General features: G+C 70.3%; 13 protein-coding genes. All 13 read right to left on the bottom strand.

Annotated elements, in window-relative coordinates; all coding sequences use genetic code 11:
• Nucleotides 1-11: 11 nt before the first annotated feature.
• Entirely contained in the window at nucleotides 12-4592 is a 4581-nt protein-coding gene (gene gltB, locus AC3IPY_RS09390; RefSeq protein WP_489188186.1) for a glutamate synthase large subunit, read from the bottom strand.
• A gap of 107 nt (nucleotides 4593-4699) precedes the next feature.
• Nucleotides 4700-5623: a prolipoprotein diacylglyceryl transferase gene (gene lgt / locus AC3IPY_RS09385; RefSeq protein ID WP_489188295.1), complete on the bottom strand. Its 924-nt coding sequence runs from the start codon at nucleotides 5621-5623 to the stop codon at nucleotides 4700-4702.
• A 131-nt stretch (nucleotides 5624-5754) separates the two neighbouring features.
• Nucleotides 5755-6540 (bottom strand): tryptophan synthase subunit alpha, encoded by a 786-nt coding sequence (gene trpA, locus AC3IPY_RS09380; RefSeq protein WP_489188185.1) that lies wholly within the window; start codon nucleotides 6538-6540, stop codon nucleotides 5755-5757.
• The gene (gene trpB, locus AC3IPY_RS09375) at nucleotides 6537-7745 is read right to left on the bottom strand and encodes a tryptophan synthase subunit beta (protein WP_489188184.1); all 1209 of its coding nucleotides are present in this window, start codon (nucleotides 7743-7745) and stop codon (nucleotides 6537-6539) included. Before trpB ends, trpA begins: the two co-directional genes overlap by 4 nt.
• Before the next feature lies 1 nt (nucleotide 7746).
• Nucleotides 7747-8517: an indole-3-glycerol phosphate synthase TrpC gene (gene trpC, locus AC3IPY_RS09370; protein WP_489188182.1), complete on the bottom strand. Its 771-nt coding sequence runs from the start codon at nucleotides 8515-8517 to the stop codon at nucleotides 7747-7749.
• A 3-nt stretch (nucleotides 8518-8520) separates the two neighbouring features.
• Nucleotides 8521-8751, bottom strand: a complete 231-nt coding sequence (locus AC3IPY_RS09365) for a DUF6704 family protein (RefSeq protein ID WP_489188181.1) — start codon at nucleotides 8749-8751, stop codon at nucleotides 8521-8523.
• 34 nt (nucleotides 8752-8785) lie between these two features.
• Nucleotides 8786-9523, bottom strand: coding sequence for a Trp biosynthesis-associated membrane protein (locus AC3IPY_RS09360; protein WP_489188180.1), 738 nt, complete (start codon nucleotides 9521-9523; stop codon nucleotides 8786-8788).
• Nucleotides 9520-11040 carry an anthranilate synthase component I gene (locus AC3IPY_RS09355; protein ID WP_489188178.1) on the bottom strand — a complete coding sequence of 507 codons (1521 nt, stop codon included), beginning with the start codon at nucleotides 11038-11040 and terminating at the stop codon, nucleotides 9520-9522. The genes AC3IPY_RS09360 and AC3IPY_RS09355 overlap by 4 nt, the downstream gene beginning before the upstream one ends.
• 12 nt (nucleotides 11041-11052) lie before the next feature.
• On the bottom strand, nucleotides 11053-11418 hold the full coding sequence (gene hisI, locus AC3IPY_RS09350; RefSeq protein WP_489188177.1) for a phosphoribosyl-AMP cyclohydrolase: 366 nt from the start codon (nucleotides 11416-11418) through the stop codon (nucleotides 11053-11055).
• Entirely contained in the window at nucleotides 11415-12176 is a 762-nt protein-coding gene (hisF, locus tag AC3IPY_RS09345; protein ID WP_489188176.1) for an imidazole glycerol phosphate synthase subunit HisF, read from the bottom strand. The genes hisI and hisF overlap by 4 nt, the downstream gene beginning before the upstream one ends.
• Before the next feature lie 6 nt (nucleotides 12177-12182).
• Nucleotides 12183-13022, bottom strand: a complete 840-nt coding sequence (gene hisG, locus AC3IPY_RS09340; protein ID WP_489188174.1) for an ATP phosphoribosyltransferase — start codon at nucleotides 13020-13022, stop codon at nucleotides 12183-12185.
• 46 nt (nucleotides 13023-13068) lie between these two features.
• A complete protein-coding gene (locus tag AC3IPY_RS09335; protein WP_092965518.1) occupies nucleotides 13069-13332 on the bottom strand; it encodes a phosphoribosyl-ATP diphosphatase in 264 nt (87 codons plus the stop codon).
• A complete protein-coding gene (gene rpe / locus AC3IPY_RS09330; RefSeq protein WP_489188173.1) occupies nucleotides 13329-14024 on the bottom strand; it encodes a ribulose-phosphate 3-epimerase in 696 nt (231 codons plus the stop codon). The genes AC3IPY_RS09335 and rpe overlap by 4 nt, the downstream gene beginning before the upstream one ends.
• Nucleotides 14025-14041: the final 17 nt, after the last annotated feature.

Raw genomic sequence — 14041 nt, 5'->3', positions numbered from 1 at the left:
CCATCGTCACGTCAGCCACCCGTCACCTCCAGGATTCGGGTCCAGACCACGTCGCCGTCGGGGTCGAGCCCCTCGTCGACCGCGCTCTGGCGGGTGCGGAGCACTGCGGCGTAGTCGCGCGGCAGCACCTTGGTGAAGCGATCGAACGCGGCGTCGCCTGCAGCGAGCAGGTCTGCGGCCACGGTCGAGTCGGTGTTCGCGACGTGCTGTTCGAGCAGGTCGCGCACGATCTCGCGGTCGGCGCTCCCGAGCGGATGCAGCTCGAGCTCTCCCGAGCTCAGCGATTCGCGGTTGACGCGCTCTTCGCGAAGGCCGAGCACATAGGCGGTGCCCCCGGACATGCCGGCTCCGAGGTTGCGGCCGGTCTCGCCGAGGATGAGGGCGAGGCCGCCGGTCATGTACTCGAGCGCGTGGTCGCCGACGCCCTCGACGACTGCCGAGGCACCGGAGTTGCGCACGAGGAACCGCTCGCCGACGATGCCGCGGAGGAACATGCTGCCCCTCGTTGCGCCGTAGCCGATGACGTTGCCGGCGATGACGTTACGCTCGGCGTCGAAGGTGCTGTCGCGCGCCGGGCGCAGCACGATCTGGCCGCCCGAGAGTCCCTTGCCGACGTAGTCGTTGGAGTCGCCCTCGAGCCGGAGCGTGATGCCGCTCGGCAGGAAGGCGCCGAGGCTCTGACCCGCCGACCCGGTGAGGGTGACGTCGATCGAGCCGGCCGGGAGGCCGTGCTCCCCGCGCCGCACGGTCACCTCGTGGCCGAGCATCGTGCCGACGGCGCGCGCGGTGTTCTTGACGGGAAGCTCGATCTCGATCGTGCCGCCCTGCTCGAGCACGACCGCGCTGCGCCGGATGAGCTCGTTGTCGAAGTGCTCCTCCAGCTCGTGGTCCTGCTGGCGCAGGTTGCGGCGGGGCTCGGAGTCGGTGAAGTCGGGTCCGACGAGCACCGGGGTCAGGTCGAGGCCGGACGCCTTCCAGTGGTCGACGGCGCGGGCGATGTCGAGCAGCTCCCGTCGTCCGATGACCTCGTCGAGCGAGCGGTAGCCGAGCTCGGCGAGGTACTCGCGCACCTCCTGCGCGATGAACTCGAAGAAGTTCACGACGAATTCGGGCTTGCCCGTGAACCGCTTGCGCAGCTCGGGGTTCTGGGTGGCGACGCCGACGGGGCAGGTGTCGAGGTGGCAGACGCGCATCATGACGCAGCCCTGCACGACGAGCGGCGCGGTCGCGAAGCCGAACTCCTCGGCACCGAGGAGGGCGCCGATGACGACGTCGCGGCCCGTCTTGAGCTGACCGTCGACCTGCACGACCACACGGTCGCGCATGCCGTTCAGCATGAGCGTCTGCTGCGTCTCGGCCAGGCCGAGCTCCCACGGGGTGCCCGCGTGCTTGAGGGAGTTGAGCGGGCTCGCGCCAGTGCCGCCGTCGTGGCCGGAGACCAGGATGACGTCGGCAAGGGCCTTGGCCGTGCCGGCCGCCACCGCGCCGATGCCCGACTGGCTCACGAGCTTCACGTGCACGCGAGCCTTGGGGTTCGCGCGCTTGAGGTCGAAGATGAGCTGCTTGAGGTCCTCGATCGAGTAGATGTCGTGGTGCGGTGGCGGCGAGATCAGTCCGACGCCGGCCGTCGCATGGCGGGTGCGCGCGACCCACGGGTACACCTTCGTCGGCGGCAGCTGCCCGCCCTCGCCGGGCTTGGCGCCCTGGGCGAGCTTGATCTGGATGTCGTCGGCGTGCGTGAGGTACATGCTCGTCACGCCGAAGCGGCCCGACGCGACCTGCTTGATCGCACTGCGGCGCTCGGGGTCGAGTAGGCGGTCGAGGTCTTCGCCGCCCTCGCCCGTGTTCGACTTGGCGCCGAGGCGGTTCATGGCGATCGCCAGCGACTCGTGCGCCTCCTTCGAGATCGAGCCGTAGCTCATCGCACCGGTCGAGAACCGCTTGACGATCGACTCGACCGATTCGACCTCGTCGAGCGGCACGGCCGGCCGGGTGCCGGTGCGCAGCGTGAAGAGACCTCGCAGCGTCATGAGCTCTTCGGCCTGGGAGTCGACCAGCGACGTGTATTCGCGGAACACGTCGTACCGCCGGTTGCGGGTCGAGTGCTGCAGGCGGAACACCGTCTCGGGGTTGAACAGGTGCGGCGAGCCATCGCGACGCCACTGGTACTCGCCACCCGTCGCGAGTCGTTCGTGCGCGCGCACGGCGACATCCTGCGGGTACGCGAGTCGGTGCCTGCTGACGTTCTCGGCAGCGATCACGTCGATGCCGACGCCGCCGAGCTTCGAGACCGTGCCGGTGAAGTACTCGTCGATGAAGTCCTGCGCGAGGCCGACCGCTTCGAACGCCTGCGCACCGGCGTAGGAGGAGATCGTCGAGATGCCCATCTTGGACATGATCTTCAGCACGCCCTTGCCGAGCGCCTTGATGACGTTGCGCACGGCCTGTTCGGGTGAGATGCCGGTGATGACGCCACTGCGCACGAGGGATTCGCACGTCTCCATGGCGAGGTACGGGTTGACCGCGGAGGCGCCGTAGCCGATGAGGAGCGCCACCTGGTGGACCTCGCGCACGTCGCCGGCCTCGACCACGAGACCGACCTTCATGCGGGTCTCTGAGCGGATCAGGTGGTGGTGCACGGCCGAGAGCATGAGCAGCGACGGGATCGGCGCGAGCTCCGCGGTGGAGTCGCGGTCGCTGAGCACGACGAAGCGCGCCCCCTCCTCGATGGCCTGGTCGACCTCGTCGCACAGCGCGTCGAGCCTGGCGCGCATGGCCTCCGGCCCGTCGTCGACCCGATAGAGGCCCTTGAGCGTCTTCGTCGTGCGGGCGCCGCCGCTGCGCGGATCGATGTGCACGATCTTCGCGAGCTCGTCGTTGTCGATGACCGGGAAGTCGAGTGCGACCTGTCTCGCATGTGCGGGCGACGCTGTGAGCAGGTTGCCCTCTGGGCCGATCGAGGTGCCGAGCGAGGTCACCACGGCTTCGCGGATCGAGTCGAGCGGCGGGTTCGTGACCTGGGCGAACTGCTGCGTGAAGTAGTCGAACAACAGACGCGGGCGCTGCGACAGCACGGCGATCGGGGTGTCGGACCCCATGGCGCCGAGAGGCTCCTGACCCGTGCGCGCCATGGGGGCGAGCAGGATCTTCACCTCTTCCTCGGTGTAGCCGAAGGTGCGCTGGCGCCGGTTGATCGAGGCCGGCGGGTGCACGATGTGCTCGCGCTCGGGCAGTTCGGCGAGGCGGATGCGTCCCTCTTCGAGCCAATCGCCCCATGGCTCGGATGCCGCGAGCTCGGACTTGATCTCGTCATCCTCGATGAGGCGACCCGCTTCGGTGTCGACCAGGAACATGCGACCGGGCTGCAGCCTTCCCTTGCGCACGACGCGCGACGGGGCGACCTCGAGCACGCCGATCTCACTCGCGAGCACGACGAGGCCGTCGTCGGTGATGACGTATCGGCCCGGGCGGAGCCCGTTGCGGTCGAGCGTCGCGCCCACGAGGGAACCGTCGGTGAAGACGATCGCCGCGGGGCCGTCCCACGGCTCCATGATCATCGAGTGGTACTCGTAGAACGCGCGGCGTTCGGGCGTGATCTCGGTCTGGTTCTCCCACGCCTCGGGCACCATCATCATGACGGCATGCGGAAGGCTGCGGCCCGCGAGGGTCAGCAGCTCGACCACCTCGTCGAACGACGCGGAGTCGCTCGCACCCGGGGTGACGATCGGCAGGATCGGGTCGAGGTCGCCGAGCACCTCCGAAGCCAGCTGCGACTGCCGCGCACGCATCCAGTTGCGATTGCCCTGGATCGTGTTGATCTCGCCGTTGTGCGCGATCATGCGGAACGGCTGCGCGAGCGGCCACGACGGGAAGGTGTTCGTCGAGTAGCGGGAATGGACGAGCGCGAGCTTGGAGGCGAACCGCTCGTCGGAGAGGTCGGGGTAGAACGGCTCGAGCTGCAGCGTCGTGACCATGCCCTTGTAGACCATGGTGCGACTGGAGAGCGACATGAAGTACAGCTCGAGTTCACGTTCCGCGCGCTTGCGCAGGCGGAACGTCAGGCGGTCGAGTGCGATGCCCGAGAGGCGTTCGTCGCCGTCGGTCGTGGCGGCCGACTGCACGAAGAGCTGGTGCACCGCCGGCATCGCCGCGCGGGCGAGCGAGCCGAGTTCTTCGGGGCGCACGGGCACCTCGCGCCAGGCGATGACCTCGAGGCCCTCGGAGACCGCGATCTTGCGCAACTGCTGCTTGATCGTGCTGCGCAGGCTCGGGTCGAGCGGGAGGAACGCGTTGCCGACGGCGTACGAGCCTGCGGCGGGGAGTTCGACGTCGACGACCGCGCGCAGGAACTCGTCGGGGATCTGCGTGATGATGCCCGCGCCGTCACCGGTGCCGGCGTCGGAACCGACCGCACCGCGGTGCTCGAGGTGGCGCAGCGCATCGAGCGCGGTGGCGATGATGTCGTGACCGGCGGTGCCTCGAAGGGTCGCGACCATCGCGAGCCCGCAGGCGTCCTTCTCGGCGGCAGGGTCGTAGAGGCCCTGGGCTGCGGGGATCGAACCGAACCTCGCGAAGGGTGGAGTGAGCGACACGTGTGACCGTCCTCATCAACTAGGTGGCAGCGGGGGACGACGTCGGCCCAGCGGAGAGAGTAGCGGTGCGAGGTGCGGCGCCGCGTCGGAGAACGAGGTTGAGGGCCCTATGACGTGGTGGACCCGCGCGAGCTTGTGGCTGCGGTCTCGCCCTCGATGTTCTCACTCCCGACCTCGTTGTCGAGAGAGTCGGAGTCAGACTCATTTTCGTCCGAGTCTAGCGCAGCGTCGGGGCCCTTCCATTCACGCCCGGGGACGTACGGAGTCGGCTCGGCGCCGGTGTGCCGGTGACGCAGGACGAGGAGCATCACGATGCCGACGAGGATGGCGGCGAAGGAGGCCCAGACGTTCACGCGGATGCCCAGGAACATCTCACTCGGGTCGACGCGGATCGACTCGAGGAACGCGCGTCCGGTGCCGTACCAGATGAGGTACACCGCGAAGGCGCGGCCCCAGCGCATGTTGAAGGCGCGCTCGAGCAGCAGGATGGCGACGACGCCCGCGAGGTTCCAGACGATCTCGTAGAGGAACGTCGGGTGGAAGAGCGTGCCGTCGGCCAGCCCCGCAGGGAAGGCGGCGTTGTCGGACGAGATCTCGAGGCCCCACGGAAGGTCGGTCGGGGCGCCGAAGAGCTCGTGGTTGAACCAGTTGCCGAGGCGGCCGGCCGCCTGCGCGAGCAGGAGTCCGGGGGCGAGCGCGTCGGCGAAGGACAGGAAGCGGATGCCGGTGATGCGGCAGCCGATGAGCACACCGACCGCGCCGCCGAGGAGGGCGCCGTAGATGGCGTTGCCACCCTCCCAGATGTTCCAGATGGCGCCGAACTCGAACGGGTTCCAGATGTTGGCGCCCTCGTAGAAGTAGTCGTTCGGGTGCGTGAACACGTGGTAGAACCGGGCGCCGATGATGCCGAGCGGCACCGCCCACAGGGCGATGTCGAGCACGATGCCGGGTTCTGCACCGCGCTTGGTGAGCCGTCGCGACGTGACGATGACCGCCAGGAGGATGCCCACCAGAATGCAGATCGCATACATGTGGATCGTGAACGGTCCCACCTGGAACGACTGCCACTCGGGACTGGGGCTCGGGATGCTCAGCGGTGCGATCACGCGGACTGCTGCCTTTCTTCGGGGGCTTCGGCCACTCGGGCCTCAGTCAGCGTACTTCACTCCGAACGCGTGCCGCGCGCGAGCTCGGCCGCGAGCGACCCCGCTCCGGAGACACCGCCCTCGGCGAGGGCGCGAACGAGCGCCGAGCCGACGATGGCGCCCTGCGCGTACCCGAGCACCTCGGCGACCTGGTCTGCGGTGGAGATGCCGACGCCCACGCAGCTGGCCTCGGCGCCGGCCGCCTGGAGCCGGGCCACCAGCGTGCGGGCCGCCGCATCGACGTCGGCTCGGGCGCCCGTGATGCCCATGGTCGAGACGGCGTAGACGAAGCCGCGGCTCGCCTCGATGGTCTGCACGAGCCGCGGGTCGGTCGAGGTCGGCGCCGCGAGGAAGACGCGGTCCAGACCGGTGCGATCGGATGCCGCGAGCCAGTCGGCCCCCTCGTCGGGGATGAGGTCGGGCGTGATGAGGCCCGCTCCCCCGGCGGCGGCGAGATCGTCCGCGAAGCGCTCGACGCCGTACTGCACGACGGGGTTCCAGTAGGTCATGATCAGCACGGGAGCGTCGACCCGCTCGGTGATGCGGCGCACGGCCTCGAAGCCGTGCGCGAGCCGGAACCCGTTCGCGAGGGCCTGCTGGGTGGCCGCCTGGATGACGGGGCCGTCCATGACGGGGTCGGAGTACGGCAGGCCGAGTTCGAGGACGTCGACGCCGTTCTCGACGAGCGCGACCGCGGCCTCGACGCTCTCATCGAGCGTCGGGAACCCCACGGGGAGGTAGCCGATGAGGGCGCCCTTCGCCTCCTCGTTGCGGCGGGCGATGACGGGCGCGACCGTTCTCACTTGGGGTTCTCCTGGTCGTAGAGCTCGAAGTAGGTCGCGGCGGTGTCCATGTCCTTGTCACCGCGGCCGGACAGGTTGACGAGGATCGTGGCCTCGGGGCCGAGTTCGCGTCCGAGCTCGAGGGCGCCGGCGAGGGCGTGGGCGGACTCGATCGCGGGGATGATGCCCTCGGTGCGGGTGAGCAGGCGCAGGGCCTGCATGGCCGCGTCATCGGTGACCGGACGGTACTCGGCGCGGCCGATGGCGGAGAGCCACGAATGCTCAGGGCCGACGCCCGGGTAGTCGAGACCGGCGGAGATCGAGTGCGACTCGATGGTCTGGCCGTCGTCGTCCTGGAGCATGTAGCTGCGCGCGCCGTGGAGCACGCCGGGGCGCCCCTTGGTGATCGTGGCCGCGTGGCGCGGCGTCTCGACGCCCTCGCCGCCGGCCTCGAAGCCGTAGATCTTGACCTCGGGGTCGTCGAGGAAGGCGTGGAAGAGCCCGATCGCGTTGGAACCGCCGCCGACGCAGGCCGCGATGGCGGTCGGCAGCGCGCCCGTCAGGTCGAGCACCTGCTGGCGTGCCTCCTCGCCGATGATCTTCTGGAAGTCGCGCACCATCTCGGGGAACGGGTGCGGCCCGGCCACGGTGCCGAAGATGTAGTTGGTGGTCTCGACGTTGGTGACCCAGTCGCGCATCGCGTCGTTGATCGCGTCCTTGAGGGTGCGCGATCCGCTCCTGACCGCGATGACCTCGGCGCCCAGCAACCGCATGCGGGCCACGTTCAGGGCCTGACGCTCGGTGTCGACCTCGCCCATGTAGATCGTGCAGTCGAGGTCGAACAGCGCCGCCGCCGTCGCCGTGGCGACGCCGTGCTGGCCCGCACCCGTCTCGGCGATCACGCGCGTCTTGCCGATGCGCTTGGTGAGCAGCGCCTGGCCGAGCACGTTGTTGATCTTGTGCGAGCCGGTGTGGTTCAGGTCTTCCCGCTTGAGGATGATGCGGGCGCCGCCGGCGTGTTTCGCGAACCGCGGCACCTCGGTGATGATCGAGGGCCGGCCGGTGTAGCTGCGGCCGAGCTCGGCGAGCTCCTCGCCGAATGCGGGATCGAGCTTGGCGAGGTCGTAGGCCTCGCCGAGCTCGTCGAGGGCTGCGATCAGGGATTCGGGCACGAAGCGCCCGCCGAAGTCGCCGAAGTACGGACCGGTCTGCGCTCTGAGCGCCATGTCACACCGCCAGGAAAGCTGAGAGGTTGGCCATCGGATCGCCCGTGACGAGCGCTTCGCCGACGAGTACGGCGTCCGCTCCTGCGGCGCGGTAGTGCGCGACGTCAGCAGCGGAGAGCACTGCGGACTCGGCGACGCGGATGGCGTCTGAGGGGAATCGGTCGGCGAGCCGGCCGAAGAGGTCTCGATCGAGTTCGAAGGTCGAGAGGTCGCGGGCGTTCACGCCGATCAGGCGTGCGCCGACGGCGACGGCGCGCTCGAGCTCTTCTGCGGAGTGCGTCTCGACGAGCGGCGTCATGCCGAGCGAGGTGATGAGCTCGAACAGCTCCCGCAGCGTGCGGTCGTCGAGGGCGGCCACGATGAGCAGCACGAGGTCGGCGCCGGCCGCACGGGCTTCGAACACCTGGTACGGCGTCGCGATGAAGTCCTTGCGCAGCACCGGGATCGCCACGGCTGCGCGCACCGCCTCGAGGTCTTCGAGACTGCCCTTGAACCTGCGCGACTCGGTGAGCACGCTGATGGTGCTGGCGCCGCCGAGCTCGTAGAGGCGGGCGAGCGCGGCGGGGTCGTCGATGCTCGCGAGCGGGCCGCGCGAGGGACTCGCCCGCTTGATCTCGGCGATCACCTTGACGTGTCCGGCGGGGCGCAGCGCGAGGAGCGCGTCGAGCGCCGGTGCGCGATCGAGCGCCGCCCGTTCGACCACGTCGAGCGGGCGGACCTCACGGCGCGCGAGAGCGTCGGCGACCGAGTTGGCCGTCAGGTCGGCGAGCACGCGTCAGTGCGCCTTCGCGGCGACCTTGTCGCCGCCGACGCCGTACCCGGCCCGGCCGAGGAGCCAGCCGACCACGAGCCCGATGACGACGATGCCCACCGAGGCCCAGACGAGCCAGGCCAGCTCGAACCAGAAGGCGAACGTGCCCACGGTGAAGCCGACGAGCATGATGATGACGGCCGTCCATGCCGCGGGCGAGTGTCCGTGGCCGGGGTCTGCGGTCTCAGTGCTCATGTTGCTCCTTCGTTGCTTGGGGGTCGCCGCAAGTCTAGCGGCTGGGGTCGTCGTGGCCTTCGCGCGCGGCGCGGGGCTCGTCATCGCCCGATGCGGGCGGCGGGTCGGCAGCAGGCGTCACGCCGTCGCCGTCGGTCGGGTCGTCGCCGCGACTGAGTTCGTCCCATGCGTCGACGGCGCGGTCGGAGGCCTTGCGGCGCGCGTCCGTGAGCGGGAGGGCGACCTCGTCGGGGCTCACCGCGGCGCCGGTCTCGGCGTCGACCAGGCGAGCCGTGGAGTAGCGCCGCGACGACCCGGGCCAGCGACGAGCGGTGACGAGCGCGCCGATTCCGGCGAGCACCACGAGCACGCCGCCGACGACGGCCATCGTCGGCCAGAGCGTGGGGTCTGCGGATGCCACGAGCTCGGCCGTGGGCGCGGAACCGGCCACGCCCGTGGCATCCGTCACGGCCGGCCCGACCGCGCCGACCGGATCGCCGAGCGCGAGCGTGCTCGCCAGGATGATCGACGCGCCGAGCAGGACCTGGATGATCGCGAGCACGACCCGCAGGAGCGGACCGGCGATCGCGAGGGCGGCGACGAGCGCGAGTCCGGCGAGCCCGAGCGCCGACAGTGCGGGCGAGGCCACCGCCCCGCCGACGGCGATGGCGTCGGCATCGGCCTGCGCCGTGAGGTGCAGCTCGAACCAGGTCTGGCTCCAGGCCAGCAGCGCGAGACCGGCGCCGAGGAGGCCGACGACGAGCGCATACGACTTGACCCTCGCGCCGCTCACGGAACCCTCCGCATCGCGTTGGCGATGGCCACGGCGCGCAGCGGCGCAGCGGCCTTGTTCTGGGACTCCTCGAACTCGGACTCGGCGACTGAGTCCGCGACGAGGCCGGCGCCGGCCTGGACCCGGGCGACGCCGCCCGAGATCGTCGCCGTGCGGATCGCGATCGCGAGGTCGGCGTCGCCGCCGAAGCCGAAGTAGCCCACGACGCCGCCGTAGACGCCGCGCTGGGCGGGCTCGAGCTCGTCGATGATCTCGAGTGCCCGCGGCTTCGGCGCCCCCGACAGCGTGCCCGCCGGGAAGGTTGCCCGGAACACGTCGACGGCGTTCGCGCCCGCGGCGAGGTCGCCCTCGACCGAGGAGACGAGGTGCATGATGTGGCTGAACCGCTCGACCCGCATGAACTCGGTCACCTCGACGGAGCCCGCCACGCAGACCTTCGCGAGGTCGTTGCGCGCGAGGTCGACGAGCATGAGGTGCTCGGCCTGCTCCTTCGGGTCGGCGACGAGCTCGGCCTCGAAGTCGGCATCGGCCTCCGGCGTGTCGCCACGCGGCTTCGATCCGGCGATCGGGTGCGTGAACACCCGCCCGTGCTGCACCTTCACGAGCGCCTCGGGAGAGGATCCGACGATGTGGAACGGCTCCCCCGCCGAGTCCGTGAGATGCAGGAAGTACATGTACGGGCTCGGGTTGAGCGTGCGGAGCACCCGGTACACGTCGACGGGATCGGCCGTCGCCTCCTGGTCGAATCGCTGGGACACCACGACCTGGAACACGTCGCCCTCGCGCACGTACTCGCGCGAGCGCTCGACGGCGGCCAGGAAGTCGGCCTTCTCGGTGCGATGCGACGGCGTCGTGGCGGCCTGCAGGTCGATGTCGGCGAGCCACGCCTCGGCCGGGCGTGCGAGGTCGCGCTGCATGCGGTCGAGTCGCTCCTGCGCGGCCACCCACATGGCGTCGGGTTCGTCGACGCCGTCGTTCAGCACGGATGCCACGAGCTGCACGGTTCCGGTGCGGTGGTCGATGACCGCCAATTCGGAGACGAAGCAGAACGCCTGACCCGGCACGTCGAAGTCGGCCGGCGGACGGTTCGGCAGGTACTCGATCTGGCGGATGGCCTCCCACCCGATGAAGCCGACGAGCCCGCCCATGAGAGGCGCGGCCCCCGGCACGTCGTCGGAGCGCCACCGCTCGTACAGCGCCTCGAGGGCGGCGAGCGGTTCGAGCGAGGCGCCTTCGCCGAGCGCCCTCGCCTCATCGAGCCCGTGGTCCTGCCACTGCACGTGCCCGTCACGCTCGGTGAGCACGCCGTAGGAGCCGACGCCGACGAACGAGTACCGCGACCAGATGCCGCCCTGCTCGGCCGACTCGAGGAGGAACGTGCCTGGCTTGCCGTGGGCGAGCTTGCGGTAGATGCCGACCGGCGTCTCGCCGTCGGCGAAGAGTTCCCGCACGACGGGCACGACACGTCGCCCCGGCAGCAGGGCGGTGAAGTCGTCGAAGGTGGTGGTGGCGGGCACGCGCGCTCCTCGTCAGTCGGCGGGCGGGAAGCCCTGGACGACCTCGAGCGGGTCGCCGATGAAACACGTGCGCGTGCCCGTGTGGCAGGCCACGCCGATCTGCTCGACGGTCACGAGCAGCGTGTCGGCGTCGCAGTCGAGCGCCGCCTGCCGCACATACTGCGCGTGGCCAGACGTGTCGCCCTTGCGCCAGTACTCCTGCCGTGAACGCGACCAGAACGTCACGCGTCCCTCGGTGAGCGTGCGACGCATGGCCTCGCGGTCCATCCAGCCGAGCATGAGCACTTCACCGGTGCCCTCCTGCTGGATGATCGCGGGCAGCAGCCCGTCGGCGTTGAACGCGGCGCGATCGAGGGCCGACTCGAGTGCGGCGCTCACCGCACGATCCGTCCGTCGGCGGCCAGCGCGGCCTTCACTTCGGCGATGGTCATCTCCCCATTGTGGAACACGGATGCCGCGAGCACGGCGTCTGCCCCGGCGGCGACGGCCGGCGCGAAGTGCTCGACGGCGCCGGCACCGCCGGAGGCGATGACGGGCACGCTCGAGAGCTCGCGCATGCGCGCGGTGAGCTCGAGGTCGAAGCCGCGCTTGGTGCCGTCGGCGTCGATGGAGTTCACGAGCAGCTCGCCTGCGCCGAGCTCGATCGCCTGCGCCGCCCAGGCGAGGGCGTCGAGGTCGGTCTCGGTGCGACCCCCGTGCGTCGTCACGACGAAGCCCGACGGCATGCGCGGCGATCGCTTGACGTCGAGCGAGAGCACGAGCACCTGGGCGCCGAAGCGGTCGGCGATCTCGCCGATGAGGGCGGGGCGCGCGATGGCGGCGCTGTTCACGCCGACCTTGTCGGCGCCGTGGCCGAGCAGCCGGGCGACGTCGTCGTTCGAACGGACGCCGCCGCCGACCGTCAACGGGATGAACACCTGCTCGGCGACGCGCTGCACCATGTCGTAGGTGGTCGAGCGATCGTCGACGGTCGCAGTGACGTCGAGGAAGGTGAGCTCGTCGGCCCCCTGCTCGCCGTATCGTGCGGCGAGTTCGACGGGGTCGCCTGCGTCACGCAGGTTCTCGAAGTTGACGCCCTTGACGACGCGCCCCGAGGCGACGTCGAGGCACGGGATGACCCGGATCGCGACGGACATGGGCGCCTACAGCCGCGCAGCGTGGATCGCGCTCACGAGGATCGCGCGCGCGCCCAGCGAGTACAGCTCGTCCATGACCTGGTTCATGTCGGAGCGCGGGATCATCACGCGCACCGCGACCCACTCGGGATCGTGCAACGGCGACACCGTCGGCGACTCGAAGCCGGGCGCGGCCGAGGTCGCGGCCTCGAGGTGCGCGACCGGCACGTCGTAGTCGAGCAGCACGTACTGGCGCGCGACGAGCACGCCCTGCAGGCGGCGGAGCAGCGTGTCGGCGCCGGCCCGCTCGACGCCCGAGCCGATGAGCACGGCCTCGGAGTCGAGGATGACGGGGCCGAAGATCTCGAGGCCGGCCTGACGGAGCGTGGCGCCCGTCGAGACGACATCGGCGACCGCGTCGGCCACGCCCAGCCGCACCGCCGATTCGACGGCGCCGTCGAGCTTCACGAGCGAGGTCGTCACGCCGTGGCCGGCGAGGAACGCGCCCACGAGGCCGGGGTAGCTCGTCGCGACGCGCACCCCCTGCAGGTCGGCCAGCTCGGCGAACCGACCGGCGGGCCCGGCGAACCGGAAGGTCGAGTCGCCGAAGCCGAGCGGCGCGATCTCGACCGCGTCGGAGCCGGAGTCGAGCAGGAGGTCACGACCGGTGATGCCGACATCGAGCGCGCCGGAGCCGACATAGGTCGCGATGTCACGCGGACGGAGGTAGAAGAACTCGACCCCGTTGCGGGGGTCGGCGGTGTGCAGGTCGCGCGGATCGCGGCGACCCGTGTACCCGGCCTCCCAGAGCATCTGGGCGGCGGTCTCTGACAGCGAACCCTTGTTGGGCACGGCGATTCGAAGCATTTCGTGACTTTCGTGTGGTCGACGGGTCTGACGGGCGGGAGCGCGATCAGAGATGTCGGTACACGTCGGCCGGGGCGAGCCCCTTTGCCAGCATCAGCACCTGGAGGTGGTAGAGCAGCTGCGAGATCTCTTCGGCAGCCTCGTCGTCGGTCTGGTACTCGGCGGCCATCCACACCTCGGCCGCCTCCTCGACGATCTTCTTTCCGATGGCGTGCACGCCCGCATCGAGCTCGCGCACGGTGCCGGAACCCTCTGGACGGGTGCGGGCCTTCTCGCTGAGCTCGACGAAGAGTTCGTCGAATGTCTTCACGGTTTCAGACTACCGGTGCCGTGCGCGCCGTCGTGCCGGTGCGACGCCGCGAGGTCACGCAGGGCCGCAATGCGCTCGGCCGGCACCTCGGCGCCGAACACCGCCGAACCCGCGACGAACGTGTCGGCCCCGGCCTCGGCCGCGATGCCGATGGTGTCGAGCGAGACGCCGCCGTCGACCTGCAGCCAGACGTCGAGCCCCGCCACTCGCACGGCGTCGGACACGCGGCGCAGCTTCGGCATCGTCTCGTGCATGAACGACTGACCGCCGAATCCGGGCTCGACGGTCATGACGAGCACCTGGTCGAACTCGGCGAGCAGATCGAGGTAGGGCGCGACATCCGTGCCGGGTTTGAGCGCGATGCCGGCACGCGCACCGATCGCGCGCAGCCGCCTCGCGAGGGCCACGGGCTCGTCGGTCGCCTCGGCGTGGAAGGTCACCGAGTACGCACCGAGCTCGGCGTACCCGGGAGCCCAGCGGTCGACGTCGGAGATCATGAGATGCACGTCGAGCGGGATCGGGCTGACGTCCTGGATGCGCCCGACCATCTGCGGCCCGAACGTCAGGTTGGGCACGAAGTGGTTGTCCATGACATCGACGTGCACGAGGTCCGCGGTCGCGATGCGCGCGAGCTCGGACTCGAGGTTCACGAAGTCGGCAGCGAGGATGCTCGGGTTGATCCGCGTCGTCATGGACCCACCCTATCGAT

Source organism: Agromyces sp. GL_144, from assembly GCF_057834305.1.
Note: the sequence above shows the minus strand (reverse complement) of the source record. Positions and strands in the feature narration are given on the sequence as shown.

Excerpts from the sequence above, each read along its gene's own strand:
- lgt (WP_489188295.1), bottom strand. The coding sequence starts at position 5,623 with ATGTATGCGATCTGCATTCTGGTGGGCATCCTCCTGGCGGTCATCGTC.
- trpB (WP_489188184.1), bottom strand. The coding sequence starts at position 7,745 with ATGGCGCTCAGAGCGCAGACCGGTCCGTACTTCGGCGACTTCGGCGGG.
- AC3IPY_RS09365 (WP_489188181.1), bottom strand. The coding sequence starts at position 8,751 with ATGAGCACTGAGACCGCAGACCCCGGCCACGGACACTCGCCCGCGGCA.
- hisF (WP_489188176.1), bottom strand. The coding sequence starts at position 12,176 with ATGTCCGTCGCGATCCGGGTCATCCCGTGCCTCGACGTCGCCTCGGGG.
- hisG (WP_489188174.1), bottom strand. The coding sequence starts at position 13,022 with ATGCTTCGAATCGCCGTGCCCAACAAGGGTTCGCTGTCAGAGACCGCC.
- rpe (WP_489188173.1), bottom strand. The coding sequence starts at position 14,024 with ATGACGACGCGGATCAACCCGAGCATCCTCGCTGCCGACTTCGTGAAC.